Origin of the sequence: Streptomyces sp. 11x1 (assembly GCF_032598905.1) — a bacterium.
Classification (GTDB): Bacteria; Actinomycetota; Actinomycetes; order Streptomycetales; family Streptomycetaceae; genus Streptomyces.
The window spans coordinates 6,371,701-6,389,783 of record NZ_CP122458.1 but is presented as its reverse complement, the minus strand read 5'-3'; the positions used below and the strand labels follow the sequence as shown (position 1 = coordinate 6,389,783).

Sequence of the window (18,083 nt, the reverse complement as noted above, 5' to 3'; positions counted from 1 at the left end):
AACTCACCCCGGAGCCGCTCCACTTCCCCCAACCTCACCTCGGGAAGTCGCCCACGGGCAACCGAGACCACCCAGCGTGACGAAGCACTGCCAGGCCGTTTAGAGCCTCGCCGTGAGCTCGTCCAGACATGCCTCCCAGCCTCCGGAGGCGCCGTCGGCGATCGAGGGGTCGGCCAGGACATGCGTGAACACCAGCAGGCAACCGGAGTCTTCGTCGCGCAGCTCGATCCTGAGGTGGTCGTCGAACTCGCGCTTCTCGCCGTCCGGGGCGTGCTCGTCGAAGGCGAACAGCCGCAGCGGCTCGAAGTGCGTGACCGTGGCCGTGTAGACCGTGCCCTCGCCATCGTCGAGGGCAATCCGACCGCCGACCCTGGGCTCCAGCTCCGTCACCCGCATCGGGTACCACTGGCTCAGATGGCGGGGGTCGGTGACGGCCGACCAGACTTTCTCCCGGCTGTGCTTCAGATGACGTTCGAATCGCAGGGCAGGTCGGCCGTCGACGGTGATGGTCCTGGTCGGGCTCATCTCTTCACTGCTCCTCAGCCGCCTGACACGGCTGCTCGGGGACGTCGGGCATCCTGTCCAGGTGCCCTTCCAGCGCATCCAGGCGTCCCGTCCAGAGCCGACGATACGGAGCGAGCCAGGAGTCGAGGTCGGCCAACGGCTCCGGACGGAGCTCGTACCAGCGACGCTGCGCTTCCGCCCGTACCGTGACCAGCCCGGCTTCACGCAGCACCCGCAGATGTCTGGACACCCGAGGCTGACTCATCTCCAGCTCATGGGCGATCTCACCCACGAGACGGGGACGCCCGAGCAGCAGCCCGAGCATCCGCCGCCGCGTGGGGTCGGCCAGCGCATCGAAAGGCAGGGACACACCCTCAATATGCACCTAGCGTTATATAACCGCAAGGGCATACACGAGGAAGGTGCTGATCGGCGTACGGGAACAGCCCCCGACCGTACGCCGGGGGCTGCGCCGTTCGCGCGGGTCATCGGCCGTTTGTCAGCCCGCATCCGCACCTGACCCGCAAGAACCTGCTAGGGAAGGTTCCTGGCCATCACGATCCGCTGCACCTGGTTCGTGCCTTCGTATATCTGCGTGATCTTGGCGTCGCGCATCATGCGCTCGACCGGGTAGTCGCGGGTGTAGCCGTAGCCGCCGAGGAGCTGGACGGCGTCCGTGGTGACCTCCATGGCGACGTCGGAGGCGAAGCACTTGGCGGCGGCGCCCTGGAAGGTGAGGTCCTTGTCGCCGCGCTCGGACTTGGCGGCGGCCTGGTAGGTCAGGGCGCGGGCGGCCTCGATCTTCATGGCCATGTCGGCGAGCATGAACTGGATGCCCTGGAAGTCGGCGATCGGCTTGCCGAACTGCTTGCGCTCCTGGACGTAGCCCTTGGCGTAGTCGAGGGCGCCCTGGGCGACGCCGAGGGCCTGGGCGGCGATGGTGATGCGGGTGTGGTCCAGGGTCTTCATCGCCGTGGCGAAGCCGGTGCCCTCCTCGCCGATGATGCGGTCGGCGGGGATGCGGACGTTGTCGAGGTAGACCTCGCGGGTCGGGGAGCCCTTGATGCCGAGCTTCTTCTCCGGGGCGCCGAAGGAGACACCCTCGTCGGACTTCTCGACGACGAACGCGGAGATTCCCTTGGAGCGCTTCTCCGGGTCCGTGACGGCCATGACCGTGTAGTACTCGGAGACGCCCGCGTTGGTGATCCAGCGCTTGACGCCGTTGAGGATCCAGTGGTCGCCGTCGCGGACCGCGCGGGTCTTCATCCCGGCCGCGTCGGAGCCCGCGTCCGGCTCGGAGAGGCAGTACGAGAACATCGCGTCGCCCTTGGCAAGCGGGCCCAGGTACTTCTTCTTCAGCTCCTCGGAGCCGGAGAGGATCACGGGCAGCGAGCCGAGCTTGTTGACGGCCGGGATGAGGGAGGAGGACACACAGGCGCGCGCCACCTCCTCGATCACGATGACCGTGGCGAGCGCGTCGGCGCCGGCACCGCCGTACTCCTCGGGCACGTGCACGGCGTGCAGGTCGTTCGCGACCAGCGCGTCCAGCGCCTCCTGCGGGAAGCGGGCCTCCTCGTCCACGGCGGCGGCGTAGGGCGCGATCTTCGCCTCGGCGAGGGAACGGATCGCGTCACGGAGCATGTCGTGCTCCTCCGACGGGCGGTACAGGTCGAAATCAGCCGATCCGGCCAAGGTCTCTCACGCTCCTGACGCTAACTACCGTTAAGTAACTCAAATTTTAAAGGTCTGGCCACGCCACTGGTACGTGAGTTTGACGACAGGGGCGACGGGCCTCGCCCCTCTCCGGGGGAATCTGCCCGGTCAAGGACTCGAACAGGCCCCAGACTATGCTCACGTGCACGCCCGCACGCGGCTGTGCGGGCGTGCACGCCCCCCTCAGCCGGACACCCCAGGAGCACCCATGGCCCTCAAGATCACCGTGATCGGCACCGGCTATCTCGGCGCGACACACGCCGCGGCCATGGCCGAGCTGGGGTTCGAGGTGCTCGGGCTCGATGTCGTCGAAGAGAAGATCGACATGCTCCGGCGCGGTGAGGTCCCGATGTACGAGCCGGGCCTGGAGGAGCTGTTGCGCAAGCACGTCGCCGGGATCGAGGGATCCAGCGGACGGCTGCGCTTCACGACCGACTACGCGGAGGTCGCGGCCTTCGGCGACATTCACTTCGTCTGCGTGAACACCCCGCAGCGGCACGGCGAGTACGCCTGCGACATGAGTTACGTCGACGCGGCCTTCGCCTCGCTCGCCCCGCATCTGACGGGCCCGGCCCTGGTCGTCGGCAAGTCGACGGTGCCGGTGGGGTCCGCCGACCGGCTGGCCGCGTATCTCGCCGAGCACGCGCCCGCCGGGGAGGACGCCGAGCTGGCCTGGAACCCGGAGTTCCTGCGCGAGGGCTTCGCCGTGAACGACACCCTGCACCCGGACCGGATCGTGGTCGGGGTGCGCAGCGAGCGCGCCGAGAAGCTGATGCGCGAGGTGTACGCGACGCCGGTCGGCGAGGGCTCGCCCTTCGTCCTCACCGACTTCCCGACCGCCGAGCTGGTGAAGACCTCCGCGAACTCCTTCCTCGCCACCAAGATCTCCTTCATCAACGCCATGGCCGAGGTGTGCGAGGCCGCCGGGGGCGATGTCGCCAAGCTGGCGGAGGCCATCGGGCACGACGACCGGATCGGGAAGAAGTTCTTGCGCGCCGGCATCGGCTTCGGCGGCGGGTGTCTGCCCAAGGACATCCGGGCGTTCATGGCGCGCGCCGGTGAGCTGGGCGCCGACCAGGCCCTGACGTTCCTGCGGGAGATCGACTCCATCAACATGCGCCAGCGCGGTCAGATGGTGGAGCTGGCCCGGCAGGCGCTGGGCGGCGGCTCCTTCCTGGGCAAGCGGGTCGCCGTGCTGGGCGCCACCTTCAAGCCCGACTCCGACGACGTACGCGACTCCCCCGCCCTCAACGTGGCCGGGCAGATCCACCTCCAGGGCGGCCAGGTCACCGTCTACGACCCCAAGGGCATGGACAACGCGCGGCGGCTCTTCCCGACGCTCGGGTACGCCGACACCGCGCTGGACGCCGTGCGCGGCGCGGACATCGTGCTGCATCTGACGGAGTGGAGCGAGTTCCGCGAGCTGGACCCGGCGAAGCTGGGCGAGGTCGCGTCGACGCGGCTGGTGCTGGACGGCCGCAACGCGCTGGACCCGGAGCTGTGGCGCCGGGCGGGGTGGACGTACCGGGCGATGGGGCGGCCGACCGCGTAGGGCCGCGCCGGCAGGGCTCAGGCCCCCGCGGAGGGCAGCGGAAGGTGACGCCGTTCCGGCCGAGGCTCAGTCGGCCGGAACGGCGTCTTTTCCTATTGTCCACGTTCCGGCGCCCGGCGGGGGCGAAGCGCTTACTTCGCCCGGGGCCGAAGCGTTCACTTCGCTCGGTAGCGGCGCATCTTCGCACGGGCTCCGCACACCTGCATCGAGCACCAGCGGCCGCGGCCGGCCGGGCTGCGGTCGTAGTACGCCCAGTGGCAGTCGGGTGCCTGGCAGGCCTTGAGGCGTTGCCAGGTGCCCGCCGTGAGGGCCTCGGCGACGGCCGCGGCCACGCGGGAGAGCAGGGGAGCGGGGTCGGCGGCGGGGCGCAGGCTCGCCGAGCCGTCCTCGGCGGAGACCGCGACGACGAGCGGTGCCGCGGTCAGGAGGGTGCCGAGCGGCGTCACCGTGCGGTGCGGGGCATGACCGGCGTGGGCCAGCAGGGTCGCGCGGAGGGACTCCCGCAGCTCGCGCACGGCCGTGAGGTCCTCGTCCGCCGCCAGGCCCAGGCCGGCGCGCGCCTCCGGCGTCTCCAGGCTGTCGGCGCCCGTCTCCACGTCCAGCGTGTTGACCAGGCTCTCGACGAGGGCCAGGCCGCCGGGGGCGGACGCTCTCTCACTCATGCCGGGAGGTTACCTCTTAAGGGGTACATGAGGTAACGGTTACCGGTTACTCTCCTCTTCAGGTAACTGAAGTTCGGATGAGCAGAGAACGAGCAAGGAGAAGGCCATGGCCATCGCCACGCTGGATGTCGTCGTTCTGGACTGTCCCGACCCGGCCTCCCTCGCCGGGTTCTACGCCGAGGTGATCGGCGGGAAGGTCAGCGGGGAGGGGGACTGGGTGGATCTGGAGGTGCCGGGCGGGGGTGCGCGGCTGGCGTTCCAGAAGGCGCCGGGATTCGTGGCGCCCGAGTGGCCCTCGGCGCAGCGGTCGCAGCAGTTCCATCTCGACCTGAACGTGGAGGACATGGACGCCGCGGAGAAGGAGGTGCTGGCGCTGGGGGCGACGGTGCTGGACGCGGCGGACCGTGAGCGGGGGTTCCGGGTGTACGCGGATCCGGCGGGGCATCCGTTCTGTCTTTGCCGCGCCTGAGCTCCGCTGCTGCCGAGTTCGCGGTAGGGGGAGGGGGTGCGGGGAGCTGAGCGGCCGGCGGTCGTTCGTGGCTGGTCGCGCTGGTCGCGCAGTTCCCCGCGCCCCTGAAAGGGGCTACGCCCCCTTTCAGCCGTCCAGTTCCGCGATCCTCGCCGTCGAGGCTTCCCGGCGGTCGCGTGCCGCCCTGGCCGTGAAGTCGGCTGTGCGCAGGACGCGTTGGACGTTGCCCCAGGTGAGGAGGGCGAGGTCGGGTTCGGACCAGCCCCGGTGCATGAGTTCGGCGACGAGGCGGGGGTAGCACGAGGCGTCGGTGAGGTCCCGCGGGTGGGCGGCACCGGAGTCGTAGGTGCCGGAGAGGCCGACGCACTCGGGGCCGGCGATCGCTCGGACGTGGTCGAGGTGGTCGGCGACGTCGCGGACCGAGGGACCGGTCTGCTCGGCGGTGAGCGGCACCATGCACAGGCCCCGCGCCTCGCCCAGCGCGGCGAGGATGTCGTCGGGGAGGTTGGCCGGGTGGGACCGCAGCGCGGCGGCCGCCGAGCGGGTGCACACCACCGGGGCGCGGGAGACCGCGAGCGCCCGGCGGACCGTCTCCTCGCAGGCTCCGGAGAGGTCGGCGAGGACGCCGATGCGGTTCATCTCGCGGACCACCTCCTCGCCGAACCTGCTCAGCCCGGACTCGCCCGCCCAGGACGCGCCGGCGAGGGTGAGGGCCTTCAGCCCGAGCGCGTGCAGGGAGCGCAGGATGGCGAGGGAGTCGCCGATCGCCGGGGCTCCGGCGGGGCCCAGCAGGACGGCCACCCGACCGCAGTTGCGGGCGTCGGTGGTCTCGCCGGCGCTGTGCGTGAGCCGCAGGCCCTCGGGGTGGGCGTCGACGACCGTCCTGACCAGGTCCAGCTGCTCCAGCGTGGCTCCCACGGCCCGCTCGCCCGCGAGGCCCTCCGGGAGGTGCAGCGACCAGAACAGCGCGCCGATGTGCCCCTTGCGCATGCGCGGCACGTCGGTGTCCACGCCACCCTCGCCCAGCTCCAGGTCGTAGCGGGGCAGCTGACGCAGCACCCACGGCAGTCCGCTGTAGCCGTCGGCGACGGGGTGCGCGACGAGGAAGGCGTCCGCCTCGGCCAGCTCCGAGGAGGGCGAGGACGGCGAGGGGGAGGGGGATGCGGCGGGTCCGGCCACCACGAACGCTTCGCCGTCGGGGGCCCCGGGGACGTCCGCTCCACCGCGACGGACGTCATCCGCTCCACCGCGACGGACGTCGGTCGCGCCATGGGGGCGGACGTCGTCCGCCTCGCCGTCGTCGGGGTGGCCGTCGGCGCCGGGGGGTATCGGCTCCGCCGCCGGTGGGCGCCTGTCGCGCTTGCGCGCGGGCTCGGCGCGGGTGGGGTCGGGGGGCGTGTCGAGTTCGCCGGCCTCCCCCGCGGCTTGCAGTTCGTCCTGCAGATCTGCCATGGCAAACCTCCGTAGCCGTTGGGTGATCGCAGTACTCGTCACCGTGGCACGGAGGCCGCCCGCCTTCCTGGTGGGTGGGGCGTTCGGGTTGAACGGCCGTCGCGGGGCCGCCGCTACGCCACCCGGGTGAGACCCGGGCGGCGCCCGGCGTCACCCGTCCGGCGTCACCCGTCCAGCTGTTCCAGCGTCGCGTGGGACGGGCCCGTGCGGGCCTGGAGGTCCCGGGCCACGTCCTCCGCCGCGCCCAGCACCCGTACCGCGTTCCGCCAGGTCAGCTTGGCCAGGTCGGTCCGCGACCAGCCCCGGTCGAGCAGCTCGGCGATCAGGTTCGGGTAGCAGGAGACGTCGCCCAGACCGTCCGGGGTGAAGGCGGTGCCGTCGTAGTCGCCTCCGATGCCGAGGTGGTCGATGCCGGTGACCTCGCGCATGTGGTCGAGATGGTCCGCGACCGTGGCCACCGTGGCGACCGGACGGGGGTTCTGCTCCTCGAAGGCGCGGTGGACCGCCATCGCCTCGGGGGTGGTGTCGAGGTGGTGCAGACCGTGGACCCGCATGTTCTCGTCGGCGGCGGCCGTCCAGTCGACGGCGGCCTGGAGCACGAACTTCGGGACGAACGTCACCATCGCCACTCCCCCGTTGGCCGGGAGCCGCTCCAGTACGTCGTCCGGGATGTTGCGGGGGTGGTCGCAGACGGCCCGCGAGGAGGAGTGGGAGAAGATCACCGGGGCGACGGACGCGTCGAGCGCGTCCCGCATCGTCGTGGCGGCCACGTGCGAGAGGTCGACGAGCATCCCCTCGCGGTTCATCTCCCGCACCACCGCGCGGCCGAAGTCGGTGAGGCCGCCGACGGCCGCCTCGTCCGTCGCGGAGTCCGCCCAGGCGATGTTGTGGTTGTGGGTGAGCGTCATGTAGCGGACGCCGAGGGCGTACAGCATCCGCAGCGTGGCGAGGCTGTTGTCGATGGAGTGGCCGCCCTCGGCGCCCATCAGGGAGGCGATCCGGCCCTCGGCGCGGGCGGCCTCCATCTCGGCGGCGGTCAGCGCGGCCCGCAGCTCCGCGGGGTGACGGTCGAGCAACCGCCGTACGCAGTCGATCTGTTCGAGGGTCGCGGTGACGGCGCCCGGCCGGTCGGAGGGGACGTACACCGACCAGAACTGCGCCCCCACCCCGCCCGCGCGCAGCCGCGCCAGGTCGGTGTGGAGGAAGGCGCTCTGGTCGCCGGTGATGTCCCGCGCGTCCAGGTCGTAGCCGACCTGCTCACGCAGCGCCCAGGGCAGGTCGTTGTGCCCGTCCGCGACCGGGAACTCCCGCAGCAGCTCCCGGGCCGCCTCCAGCGATGTCATGGTCATCTCCCCCGTGTCCCCCGTGATCCCCGTCATGTCGGTCACGTCCGCTTCTACGTCTACTTCCCGAAGCCGAAGCCGCCGCCCGATCCCTCGACCTTGGTGCGCAGGCGCTTGCCCTTCTCGGTCGCCTGGTCGTTCAGCTCCTGCTGGAACTCCCGCATACGGCCGAGGAGTTCCTCGTCGTGCGCGGCGAGGATGCGCGCGGCCAGCAGGCCGGCGTTGCGGGCGCCGGCGACGGAGACCGTCGCGACGGGCACACCGGCCGGCATCTGCACGATCGACAGCAGGGAGTCCATGCCGTCGAGGTACTTCAGCGGCACCGGCACGCCGATGACCGGCAGCGGGGTCACGGACGCGAGCATGCCGGGCAGATGGGCGGCACCGCCCGCGCCCGCGATGATCACCTTGATGCCCCGGTCCGCGGCCTCCTCGCCGTACGCGATCATCTCGCGCGGCATCCGGTGCGCCGAGACGACGTCGACCTCGTACGCGATCTCGAACTCGTCGAGGGCCTGCGCGGCGGCCTCCATGACGGGCCAGTCGGAGTCCGACCCCATGACAATGCCTACGACGGGGCTCACAGGGCTCATTCGGTGATCGTGCCTCTCAGGTATCCGGCGGCGTGACGGGCGCGCTCCAGCACGTCGTCGAGGTCGTCGCCGTAGGTGTTGACGTGACCGACCTTACGGCCGGGCTTCACGTCCTTTCCGTACATGTGGATCTTGAGCCGCGGGTCGCGGGCCATGCAGTGCAGGTACGCCGAGTACATGTCCGGGTAGTCGCCGCCGAGGACGTTGACCATGACGGTCCACCGGGCGCGGGGGCGCGGGTCGCCGAGCGGGAGGTCGAGGACGGCCCGTACGTGGTTGGCGAACTGCGAGGTGCTCGCGCCGTCCTGGCTCCAGTGGCCGGAGTTGTGGGGGCGCATCGCCAGCTCGTTGACCAGGATGCGGCCGTCCCGGGTCTGGAACAGCTCGACCGCCAGGTGGCCGACCACGTCCAGTTCCTTGGCGATGCGCAGCGCCATCTCCTCGGCGCGCAGCGCGAGCGCCTCCTCCAGGTCTGGCGCCGGCGCGATCACGGTGTCGCAGACGCCGTCGACCTGCCGCGACTCCACCACCGGGTAGGCGACGGCCTGCCCGTGCGGCGACCGTACGACGTTGGCGGCCAGCTCCCGTACGAAGTCGACCTTCTCCTCCGCGAGGACCGGGACGCCGGCGCGGAAGGGCTCGGCGGCGTCCTCGACCGAGCGGACGACCCACACGCCCTTGCCGTCGTAGCCGCCGCGGACCGTCTTGAGGATGACCGGAAACCCGTCGCCCTCGGCGCCCTCGGGGAGGCCCTCGGCGGCGAACGCGGCCACGTCGACGGGGTCGGCGACGATGCGGTGCCGCGGGCAGGGCACTCCGATCGCGTCGAGCTTCGCCCGCATCACCCCCTTGTCCTGGGCGTGCTGGAGCGCCTCCGGGCCTGGGCGCACGGGGATGCCGTCCGCCTCCAGCGCCCGTAGATGCTCGGTGGGTACGTGTTCGTGATCGAAGGTGATCACGTCGCAGCCCTGCGCGAACGCACGCAGCGTGTCCAGGTCGCGGTAGTCGCCGATGACGACATCACCGACGACCTGCGCCGCGGAATCCTGAGGGGTGTCACTGAGGAGCTTGAACCTGATGCCGAGCGGGATGCCCGCCTCGTGTGTCATACGAGCGAGCTGGCCACCGCCGACCATGCCGACTACCGGGAACGTCACGCCCCCAGGGTATCGGCCACGGAATCGGCCACTCCCGGGTGCCCGATTTCCCCGCCCGTCTCCCCCCTGGACCGGCCCGGACCTCCTCCGTGTCCGGGCTGTGAGGTTCTGCACAGGCATGGCCCAGGGGCGCTGGTTAGCATGGCTGAACCAGTGGATGTCGACGGAAGATCAATTCTTCTCCGGTCATCCAGATCTTTTCGGACGGGACAGCGACCCGGCTGACCACCGGCACGACACCGACCGGAACCGAGCGACGGGGGCCGCACACGATGGGAAGTACCAGCTCGGGGCTTGATACGAGGCCCCGCGGCGCCCTGCGCCGCCGACTCGACCTGCTGGTCCGTGAGGTCGCCAAGTTCGGCGCGGTGGGCGGTGCGGGGCTGCTGGTGAACCTCGGGGTGTTCAACCTCGTGCGCCACACCACCGAGCTCCAGGTGGTCCGGGCCAGCGTCATCGCCACGGTCGTCGCCATCGCGTTCAACTACGTGGGCTTCCGCCACTTCACGTACCGGGACCGCGACAAGAGCCGCCGCACGAAGGAACTGACACTGTTCCTGCTGTTCAGCGCGGTCGGCCTGATCATCGAGAACGGCGTCCTCTACACGGCCACGTACGGCTTCGGCTGGGACAGCCCCCTGCAGTCCAACATCTTCAAGTTCCTCGGCATCGGCGTCGCGACCCTCTTCCGGTTCTGGTCGTACCGCAGCTGGGTGTTCCGGGCCCTCCCGGCCCGCGAGACGGTGGCCGACGCGGAATCGTTCCTGGAAGCGGAATCCGCCCACCCGCGGACGGTCACGGGCAAACGCCGCTGAGGGGGGCACGCCCTGCTTTTCAGGGGCGCGGGGGACTGCGCGAGAAGCCCCCGGAAGCCCCGGAAGCCCCACCGGACCGGCAGCCGCCCGTGCTACGGCCCGGAAGGCCGCGGCTCATCCGCGAACCCTCGCACCGACCGCCGGGTGCCGCCGCCGAGTGCCGAGGCGCCGCCGCCGAGTGCCCGAGTGCCCGAGTGCCCGTCGGTCTACCTGACCGGCCGGTGCTCGCCGGCAGGCGTGCGCACCGGCGTGCGCGACAGGAACAGTCCGAACACCGGCGGCTGCGCCTGGAGCATCTCCAGGCGGCCGCCGTCGGCCTCGGCGAGGTCGCGTGCGACGGCCAGCCCGATGCCCGTCGAGTTGCGCCCGCTGATCGCCCGCTCGAAGATCCGCGCGCCGAGGTCGGCCGGTACGCCGGGCCCCTCGTCGGTGACCTCGATCACCGCCTGGTTCCCGGTGACGCGGGTGCGCAGCGCGACCGTGCCGCCCCCGTGCATCAGCGAGTTCTCGATCAGCGCGGCCAGCACCTGCGCGACCGCGCCGGGCGTGCCCACGGCCTGGAGGTGCCGCTTGCCGGAGCTGACGACGGCCCGCCCGGCGCTGCGGTAGGCCGGCCGCCACTCCTCCAGCTGCTGCTTGATGACCTCGTCGAGTTCGAAGGAGACGGCGGAGCCGTTGCGGGGGTCGCGGGAGTTGGTCAGGAGCCGCTCCACGACGTCCGTGAGCCGCTCGACCTGGGTGAGCGCGATGTGCGCCTCCTCCTTCACCGTGTCGATGTCGTCGGTGAGGGTGATCTCCTCCAACCGCATCGACAGCGCGGTCAGCGGTGTGCGCAGCTGGTGGGACGCGTCCGCGGCGAGGCGCCGCTCGGCGGTCAGCATGCGGCCGATGCGTTCGGCGGAGGCGTCCAGGACGTCGGCGACCCGGTCGAGTTCGGGGACGCCGTAGCGCTTGTGGCGGGGGCGCGGGTCGCCGGAGCCGAGCCGTTCGGCGGTCTCGGCGAGGTCGGTGAGGGGGGAGGCGAGGCGGTTGGCCTGGCGTACGGCGAGGACGACGGCCGCGATGACGGCCAGCAGGGCGACGGCCGCGATGATCAGCAGCGTCCGGCCGACCTCGCGGCTGACCGCCGAGCGGGACTCCTCGACCGTGACGACCTCGTCCTTCTCGCCGGTGGCCTGGTGGCTGATGACGTCGCCGACGGGCTTCTCGCCGATCTCGATCGTGGACTGGCCTGGGATCTCGATACGGGCGTAGCGCTCGTCGCCGACCTGGTCGCGGAGGACCTCGGCGGTGATCCTCTCGTCGCCGATGATCCGGCTGTCCACGATGCTCGTCAGCTGGACCGCCTCGGACTCCACACGTTCCTCGGCGCTGTTGCTGATCGTCCGGGTCTCGACGATGACCAGGGAGACGCCGAAGACGGCGATGACCACGAGGACCACGGCGAGGGTGGACTGGATGAGACGGCGACGCACGGTTGCCCTCCGGGCGGGCGGGTGTTCCTGGACCTCTGATTGTGCGGCACCCGGCGCCCGCCGCGGAGCGGGGGCGGTGCCGGGGGCGAAGCCCCGCCAGGGGCGCGGGGAACTGCGCGACCGGCCACGACGTGCCCGCGGCCGCCCCACGACCCCGTACCCCGAGCCGTGAGACGCCCGGCTCAGCCCTCGGCAGGGGTCAGTTCTTCTCGAACCGGAAGCCGACCCCACGCACCGTCGCGATGTACCGCGGATTCGCCGCGTCGTCGCCCAGCTTCTTGCGCAGCCAGGAGATGTGCATGTCGAGGGTCTTCGTCGAGGACCACCAGGTCGTGTCCCAGACCTCGCGCATCAGCTGGTCACGGGTGACGACCCGGCCGGCGTCGCGCACGAGCACCCGCAGCAGGTCGAACTCCTTGGCCGTGAGCTGGAGTTCCTCGTCCCCCATCCACGCCCGGTGGGACTCGACGTCGATCCGCACGCCATGGGTGGCGGGCGGCTGCGCCGGCTCCGCCGAGCCGCGCCGCAGCAGGGCCCGCACGCGGGCGAGCAGCTCGGCGAGCCGGAAGGGCTTGGTGACGTAGTCGTCGGCGCCCGCGTCGAGGCCGACGACGGTGTCCACCTCGTCCGCACGCGCGGTCAGGATGAGGATCGGCACGGTGTGGCCCTCGGCCCGCAGCCGTCGGGCGACCTCCAGGCCGTCCATGCCGGGCAGCCCCAGGTCCAGGACGACCAGGTCGACGCCACCCTGCATTCCGGCGTCCAGCGCGGTGGGGCCGTCCTCGCGGACCTCCACCTCGTACCCCTCCCGGCGCAGTGCGCGGGCCAGCGGCTCCGAGATGGAAGCGTCGTCCTCGGCGAGCAGTACACGGGTCATGGGGTGATGGTAGTCCGCCAAGAACCGCAGGTGGAGGGTGATCGGCAAGCACGATTCACACCTTGGTCCAACGGTTCTCCTACTCTCCCGGGGCATGATCCACTGCGCTGGGCGTTTCGTCCGTCACCGGTGAAGATCCGCGTCGCCGCGTGGAGATGGCGGCCGGGTCCGATGAGGATCCCGCGCCGGTCCCGTGAACAGTGCGTCGCCGCGCCGCACCCTGTGCGCTCCTTTCCTGCGCCTGCCCGACCTGAACCCCCGACTTACCTTCGAATATGCGATCACTAGGACCTTCTTACCTGTGATCCGACTCTCAAGCCCTTCCGGATCCTGCATCCTCCTGGCGTATGGTGACGGAACGCCTGTAGCTACATGTGGGGACCTTTAGCGGCATATATGCGCTGAAGGTTTCTTTTATGTGCGAAACCACCTGTGGGCGCGCGCCCCCACGTGCGCCGTCCCGAACTGCAAGGAACAACCATGGCGTCCAGCCTGACGAAGGACTCGGCCGGCCGGGGAACCCCCGGCACCGAGGGCACCTTCTTCGGCCACCCCCGCGGACTGGCCACACTCTTCATGACCGAGATGTGGGAGCGATTCTCCTACTACGGCATGAAGGCTCTTCTCCCGCTGTACCTGGTGGCCCCGAGCGGCCTGAACCTCGGCGCGGCGACTGCGATCACCGTCGGCTCGGTGTACGCGTCACTGGTGTACTTGCTCACCCTGCCCGGCGGATGGGTCGCGGACCGCTTCCTCGGCCCTCGCCGGACGGTCGCCCTCGCGGGCCTGGTCATCATGGCGGGACACCTGACGTTGGCTCTGCCGTCGGCCGGAACCTTCTACATCGGCCTGGCGCTCGTCGCGATCGGCTCGGGTTTGCTGAAGGCCAACATCTCGACGATGGTCGGCCACCTCTACGACGGCCCCAACGACCCGCGCCGGGACGGCGGCTTCACCCTCTTCTACATCGGCATCAACGCGGGCGCCTTCGCCGCGCCGCTGCTCATCGGCACCGTCGGCGAGAAGGTGAACTGGCACCTCGGGTTCGCTCTGGCCGCGCTCGGCATGGGACTGGGTCTGGCGCAATTCCTGATCGGCAGCCGCCATCTGAGCGAGCGCAGCGAGATCGTCCCGACGCCGATGTCCTCCGAGGAGAAGTCGACCATCCTGCGCAAGGGTCTGCTGTGGCTGGCCGTCCCGGTGATCTTCTACGCCGTCGTGGGCTTCGCCGGCCTCTACACCCTCAACTGGGCGATCATCCCGCTCACGGCGATCGGCCTGATCATCCCGATCTGGGTCATCGCCCGCATCAAGCGGGACCGCGCCCTGGACTCCGTCGAGCAGTCCAAGATGTCGGCGTTCATCTGGTTCTTCGTCGCCGCTGCGGTCTTCTGGATGATCTACGACCAGGGTGCCTCCACCCTGGCGATCTTCGCCAAGGAGTCGGCCGACAACAGCGTGCTCGGCTGGGAGTTCCCGGTCTCGTGGTACCAGTCCCTCAACCCGGTCATGATCATGGCGGCGGCGCCCGTCTTCGCCTGGTTGTGGGTGTGGCTGAACCGGCGGGGCCAGGAGCCCAGCACGATCGCCAAGTTCGCCACAGCGCTGCTGCTGATCGGCGCGTCCTTCTTCCTCTTCCTCGCCCCGCTGGCGATCGCCGGGGACGGGCAGAAGGCCGCCGCGTCGTGGATCGCCGCGATCTACTTCGTCCAGACCCTCGGTGAGCTGACGCTCTCCCCGGTGGGTCTGTCGGTCACCACGAAGATGGCACCGGCGAAGTACGCCTCCCAGATGATGGGAGTCTGGTTCCTCGCGGTCACCGCGGGCGACTCGGTCACCGCGCTGCTCTCCAACCCGGCCGTCGGCGGCGTCAACCTCGACCGGAGCGGCTTCGTCGCCGTCGAGGCCACGCTGGCGGCGATCGCCGGTGCCGCACTGTTCCTGTACCGCGGCAAGGTCAAGCGGCTGATGGGTGACGTCCACTGAGATCGACGGCTTCACGGGGCCCGGCTCGCCCGGAAACGAGACGTGCCGGGCCCCGCGACGCATGACGCGCACGAGCCGTTCGTGAGGGCTACTTCCTCCGCGTCTCCACTCCGCCGCCCATCAGGAAGTTCTTGAAGCCGCAGCGGACGGTGGACTTCTTCTTCGGCGAAGCCCAGTCGCCGTACAGCGTCCACTGGACCACGTGTTCCCGGGCTCCCTGCACCTGTTCGCAGACGATCTTGGCGCGGTGCTGGTTCAGCGCCTTGCCCCTACGGCTCCTCCAGCACTCGGAACATGCTTCGGGCCGCCCCAGCTTGTCCAGTTGGAAGTACGCCTTGCACTTGTACCTGACCGGCGCGGCCTCGGCGTACCCCGTCGTGGACAGGTACAGGCCCCACATCATGAGTACGGCCGCACACGTTCCGGCCGCTACCCGCTTCCCCGGATCATTCGTTCCTCTTTCGCACGCCGCTCCGCAACGGATGGCACCATCACTACCACCGGCCTGTTCTCGCGACGGACAGCCCGTTGCCTCGATCGTCTGCGCGCCCGTGGAATCCCAAGGGTTCAGGGCTGCCGCAGCGAGCTCAGGTGTCACCCTTTCGGGTTCGGCCCGCCGCGGCCTCCGAAACCTCCGTCTGCATGTCCGTGTCGGGGGTGAACCACGGTAGGGGCGCGGATGTCGTGCGTGGTGGGGGTGGTGGGGTACGGGGCTGGGCGTGGGCCGCGGTCGACGGAGGCGGCTTGGGAAGCCAGGCGGGGAGGGCGGCGAGGCGGCGCCTGCGGCGTTTCCGCGCGGGAGCCTCGCGCCCCGGCCGCACGCGGTCCACCACCGCCATGCCGATCCGGAACAGCGCGGCGGGCACGACGAGGCAGAGCATCAGCCAGAAGAGGGTGACGCCCCAGGGGCGGCCCACGCTCCATGTCTGCTCGGTGAGGACCCTGCCGCCGTACTTGAGAGAGACGGTGTAGTCCCCGTGGGCCCCGGCCGCGAGGTCGACGGGCAGAGTGATGCGGGCCTCGCCGCCCGGCCGGACCGTGCCGCGCCATCGCTGTTCCTCCCAGCGCGGCGCGAACACGCCGTGGGAGGTGCCCACCTGGAACACCGGGTCCTTCACCGGGGAGGTGCCGACGTTGCCGACGGTGAGGACCAGTTCACGGGCGGGCGGTGCACCGAACCAGGTCAACAGCCCGCTGGAGCCCGTCAGTCGGCCGTCCGTCAGCAGGGACAGCCGTCCGCCGGCCGCCTCCCGCGGCAGCGGCTCGACCGAGTGCCCCGCGACCCGGAACGCCGCGTCGGCCTCGGCCTTGGGGCCGGTGATGGTGGAGACGTGCACGACGCACGGGCACGGCACCGGGGGCTCCGCCACCGGCAACTCCCGGCGGAACGCGCCCTTGTCGTCGACGGTGACGGCCCGTCCGTCGGCGTTGGCGCAGGAGTCGGTGCCCCCGGGCACCCCCGTCGACGGCGTCGACCGACCGCAGATCAGCACCATCAGGATCGCCCTCGGCCGCCAGCCGCTGCCGGTCACGGCGACCGAACCGCCGGTCCCCGCCTCCGACTTGGACAGCTTCACGGTCTGCTCCCCCGCGGCCGCCCGCGCCCGCGCCTGCGCGGGGCCATCCGCGAGGGATGCCGGAAGCCCCATCACGAGGGCGAGCACCGTCACTGTGAGCACCCGTGCGCACGACGCCGGGATCCGCCTCCGCCGCCTACTGATCACGTTCGGCTCCCGTCAGCGACGTACCGCCTGGTTCCTGCGCGTCACCCACAGCACTCCGGCCGTGCCCGCGAGCAGCACCGTGCCGCCGAGCGTGCCGAGAGCGACCGCCGAGTCCAGGGGCCCGGTCTGCGGCAACTCGCCGCCCGAACCACCCGTACCGCCCGTAGTGCTCGACCCGCCCGAGCCCCCCGTGTCGGCCCCGCCCCCCGAACCGCCCGCGGTGGTGACGTCGAGGGTCAGGGACGGCCCGGGATCGTTGCCCGGCGTGCAGGTGGTCACCGTGCCGAGGGCCTTGATGGTGAGCACACCCGCCGTGAACTCGACCTTGCCGGTCTCCTTCGGGGTGTACGTGCCGCTCAGGTCGTTGATCTTGATCGGGGTGTTGGCCGGGATCGCCTCCTGGTTCGCCGGCCCCGTCACCGTGAGCGTGCCGCTCTCGGCCCCGCCCAGTTCGATCGTGGCGCTCGGCGTCATCGCGCCCTTGCCCAGCTCGACCGGGCTGGACGAGACGCCCTTCTGCCACGACATCGTGATCTTGTAGCCGTCGCCGCTCTCGACGCCCTTGATGTCGATCGGCGACACCGCGGACTTGTCCCCGATCGGCGTCTTGCAGTTGTACTCGACGTCCACGACCTCGGCATGGGCCACCGGGGCGGCCATCAGCACCGCCGAGCCGGCCAGGGCCGCGAGGGTCGCGAGCACGGCGGTTCGTTTCTGGTACGTCCGGTACGACACCTCGGCACCCCACATTCTGACGGAACATCAGATCGGCGGCTCAAGGTACGCCGGGGCCCTTGGAGAAGGAAGACACGCGCAAGTGTCGGATGTGTTCGGATGCGTGTCGACGGCTTCGGCGCACGCCTCGACGGCGGCACGCGGTTCACGAAAGGGAGGGCGCGGCCACCACGCGGGTGGCTGCTACGCGGGTGCTCCCAGCTCCGCCCACACCGTCTTCCCGGACGCCCCGGGGGCCCGCACGACCCCCCAGTCCAGGCAGAGCCGCTGCACGATGAACATCCCGTGTCCGCCCGGCCGTCCGGCCCGATGCGGTGTGCGCGGCGCCGGGCTGCCCGTCCCCCGGTCGGACACCTCGATGCGCAGCACCTTGTTGTCGCACCCGATGCGCAGTTCGGCCGGACCCCCGGCGTGCAGACAGGCGTTGGTGACCAGTTCGGAGACGACCAGCAGCACGTCCTCGGCCGCGGCCCGCTGGTCCGCGGTCGCGGCCGGCAGCCACCCCCACGCGTACAGCGCCTGGCGGGTGAAGTCACGGGCGAGCGGCACCACGCCGCTCTCGCCCTCGAAGTCGAGTCGACGGGGAAGTCGGCTCGCGGCGGGGGCCTCGGGCGGATCCCCGCCCGGCATCCCGGAAGCGCCGCCGGCACCCGGTTCCGGGCCGCGGTCGCCCGGCGAGACAGGCCGGGTGGTGCTCATCAGCGCTTCACCTCACCGATTCACCAGTTCACGATTCAGGACTTATCAAGGGTGCGGGACGAAGACCCGCGGTGCATGCCGTTCTCTGCTGTCATCCGTCGCGCCATCCGTACTTCCGTCACACCTCGCGGTGCACCCGTGCCACCGGGCCGCGACCCCGTCGTATCCGGGTCACCACCGACGCGTCCAGGATGTCTCCTGCCCGAGCGAACCGTCAGAACACCCACGTTTTCGGCACAGAACCTGTGACGCGAATAACCCGACGATCGGCGTGCGACACCTGGGGTACGCCCCGGAACGTACGAGCGGCCAAGGCCGCCGACCCGA

Annotated in this window: 18 protein-coding genes; 4 read left to right on the top strand and 14 right to left on the bottom strand. The window is 70.8% G+C overall.

What is annotated here, in order from left to right; genetic code table 11:
• Positions 1-99 precede the first annotated feature (99 nt).
• From P8T65_RS28120 to P8T65_RS28110, 3 genes are all read right to left on the bottom strand, one after another.
• On the bottom strand, positions 100-525 hold the full coding sequence (locus tag P8T65_RS28120) for an SRPBCC domain-containing protein (protein WP_316727991.1): 426 nt from the start codon (positions 523-525) through the stop codon (positions 100-102).
• Positions 526-529: 4 nt separating this feature from the next.
• Positions 530-874 (bottom strand): metalloregulator ArsR/SmtB family transcription factor, encoded by a 345-nt coding sequence (locus P8T65_RS28115; RefSeq protein ID WP_316727990.1) that lies wholly within the window; start codon positions 872-874, stop codon positions 530-532.
• Positions 875-1,038: 164 nt separating this feature from the next.
• Positions 1,039-2,196, bottom strand: coding sequence for an acyl-CoA dehydrogenase (locus P8T65_RS28110; protein WP_316727988.1), 1,158 nt, complete (start codon positions 2,194-2,196; stop codon positions 1,039-1,041).
• 229 nt (positions 2,197-2,425) lie between these two features.
• On the opposite strand from P8T65_RS28110, the gene P8T65_RS28105 reads away from it, so the two are divergent.
• Positions 2,426-3,769, top strand: a complete 1,344-nt coding sequence (locus P8T65_RS28105) for a UDP-glucose/GDP-mannose dehydrogenase family protein (protein ID WP_316727987.1) — start codon at positions 2,426-2,428, stop codon at positions 3,767-3,769.
• A gap of 155 nt (positions 3,770-3,924) precedes the next feature.
• On the opposite strand, the gene P8T65_RS28100 is transcribed toward P8T65_RS28105, so the two are convergent.
• Entirely contained in the window at positions 3,925-4,431 is a 507-nt protein-coding gene (locus P8T65_RS28100) for a CGNR zinc finger domain-containing protein (RefSeq protein ID WP_316727986.1), read from the bottom strand.
• Between the two features lie 106 nt (positions 4,432-4,537).
• On the opposite strand from P8T65_RS28100, the gene P8T65_RS28095 reads away from it, so the two are divergent.
• A complete protein-coding gene (locus tag P8T65_RS28095; protein WP_316727985.1) occupies positions 4,538-4,900 on the top strand; it encodes a VOC family protein in 363 nt (120 codons plus the stop codon).
• A gap of 126 nt (positions 4,901-5,026) precedes the next feature.
• Here the strand turns inward: P8T65_RS28095 and P8T65_RS28090 are convergent, their stop codons facing one another.
• From P8T65_RS28090 to P8T65_RS28075, 4 genes are all read right to left on the bottom strand, one after another.
• Entirely contained in the window at positions 5,027-6,352 is a 1,326-nt protein-coding gene (locus P8T65_RS28090; protein ID WP_316727984.1) for a dipeptidase, read from the bottom strand.
• A 164-nt stretch (positions 6,353-6,516) separates the two neighbouring features.
• Positions 6,517-7,701: a dipeptidase gene (locus tag P8T65_RS28085; protein ID WP_316731759.1), complete on the bottom strand. Its 1,185-nt coding sequence runs from the start codon at positions 7,699-7,701 to the stop codon at positions 6,517-6,519.
• 53 nt (positions 7,702-7,754) lie between these two features.
• Positions 7,755-8,288, bottom strand: a complete 534-nt coding sequence (gene purE, locus P8T65_RS28080; protein ID WP_184893276.1) for a 5-(carboxyamino)imidazole ribonucleotide mutase — start codon at positions 8,286-8,288, stop codon at positions 7,755-7,757.
• Positions 8,285-9,445: a 5-(carboxyamino)imidazole ribonucleotide synthase gene (locus tag P8T65_RS28075; protein WP_316727983.1), complete on the bottom strand. Its 1,161-nt coding sequence runs from the start codon at positions 9,443-9,445 to the stop codon at positions 8,285-8,287. The genes purE and P8T65_RS28075 overlap by 4 nt, the downstream gene beginning before the upstream one ends.
• Before the next feature lie 272 nt (positions 9,446-9,717).
• Here P8T65_RS28075 and P8T65_RS28070 point away from each other — a divergent pair, with 272 nt between their 5' ends.
• A complete protein-coding gene (locus tag P8T65_RS28070) occupies positions 9,718-10,260 on the top strand; it encodes a GtrA family protein (RefSeq protein ID WP_316727982.1) in 543 nt (180 codons plus the stop codon).
• 206 nt (positions 10,261-10,466) lie between these two features.
• On the opposite strand, the gene P8T65_RS28065 is transcribed toward P8T65_RS28070, so the two are convergent.
• Together P8T65_RS28065 and P8T65_RS28060 are read right to left on the bottom strand one after the other, a co-directional pair.
• Positions 10,467-11,735 (bottom strand): HAMP domain-containing histidine kinase, encoded by a 1,269-nt coding sequence (locus P8T65_RS28065; protein WP_184893270.1) that lies wholly within the window; start codon positions 11,733-11,735, stop codon positions 10,467-10,469.
• Positions 11,736-11,934: 199 nt separating this feature from the next.
• Positions 11,935-12,612, bottom strand: a complete 678-nt coding sequence (locus P8T65_RS28060; protein ID WP_184893268.1) for a response regulator transcription factor — start codon at positions 12,610-12,612, stop codon at positions 11,935-11,937.
• 480 nt (positions 12,613-13,092) lie between these two features.
• Between P8T65_RS28060 and P8T65_RS28055 the strand changes: the two genes are divergently transcribed.
• Positions 13,093-14,598: an oligopeptide:H+ symporter gene (locus P8T65_RS28055; RefSeq protein WP_316727980.1), complete on the top strand. Its 1,506-nt coding sequence runs from the start codon at positions 13,093-13,095 to the stop codon at positions 14,596-14,598.
• Between the two features lie 88 nt (positions 14,599-14,686).
• On the opposite strand, the gene P8T65_RS28050 is transcribed toward P8T65_RS28055, so the two are convergent.
• The 4 genes from P8T65_RS28050 to P8T65_RS28035 form a co-directional block, all read right to left on the bottom strand.
• Positions 14,687-15,001 carry a hypothetical protein gene (locus P8T65_RS28050; protein ID WP_316727979.1) on the bottom strand — a complete coding sequence of 105 codons (315 nt, stop codon included), beginning with the start codon at positions 14,999-15,001 and terminating at the stop codon, positions 14,687-14,689.
• Positions 15,002-15,185: 184 nt separating this feature from the next.
• The gene (locus P8T65_RS28045) at positions 15,186-16,247 is read right to left on the bottom strand and encodes a hypothetical protein (RefSeq protein WP_316731758.1); all 1,062 of its coding nucleotides are present in this window, start codon (positions 16,245-16,247) and stop codon (positions 15,186-15,188) included.
• 87 nt (positions 16,248-16,334) lie between these two features.
• A complete protein-coding gene (locus tag P8T65_RS28040; protein WP_316727978.1) occupies positions 16,335-17,072 on the bottom strand; it encodes an LPXTG cell wall anchor domain-containing protein in 738 nt (245 codons plus the stop codon).
• A 168-nt stretch (positions 17,073-17,240) separates the two neighbouring features.
• Positions 17,241-17,756 (bottom strand): ATP-binding protein, encoded by a 516-nt coding sequence (locus P8T65_RS28035; protein ID WP_316727977.1) that lies wholly within the window; start codon positions 17,754-17,756, stop codon positions 17,241-17,243.
• Positions 17,757-18,083: the final 327 nt, after the last annotated feature.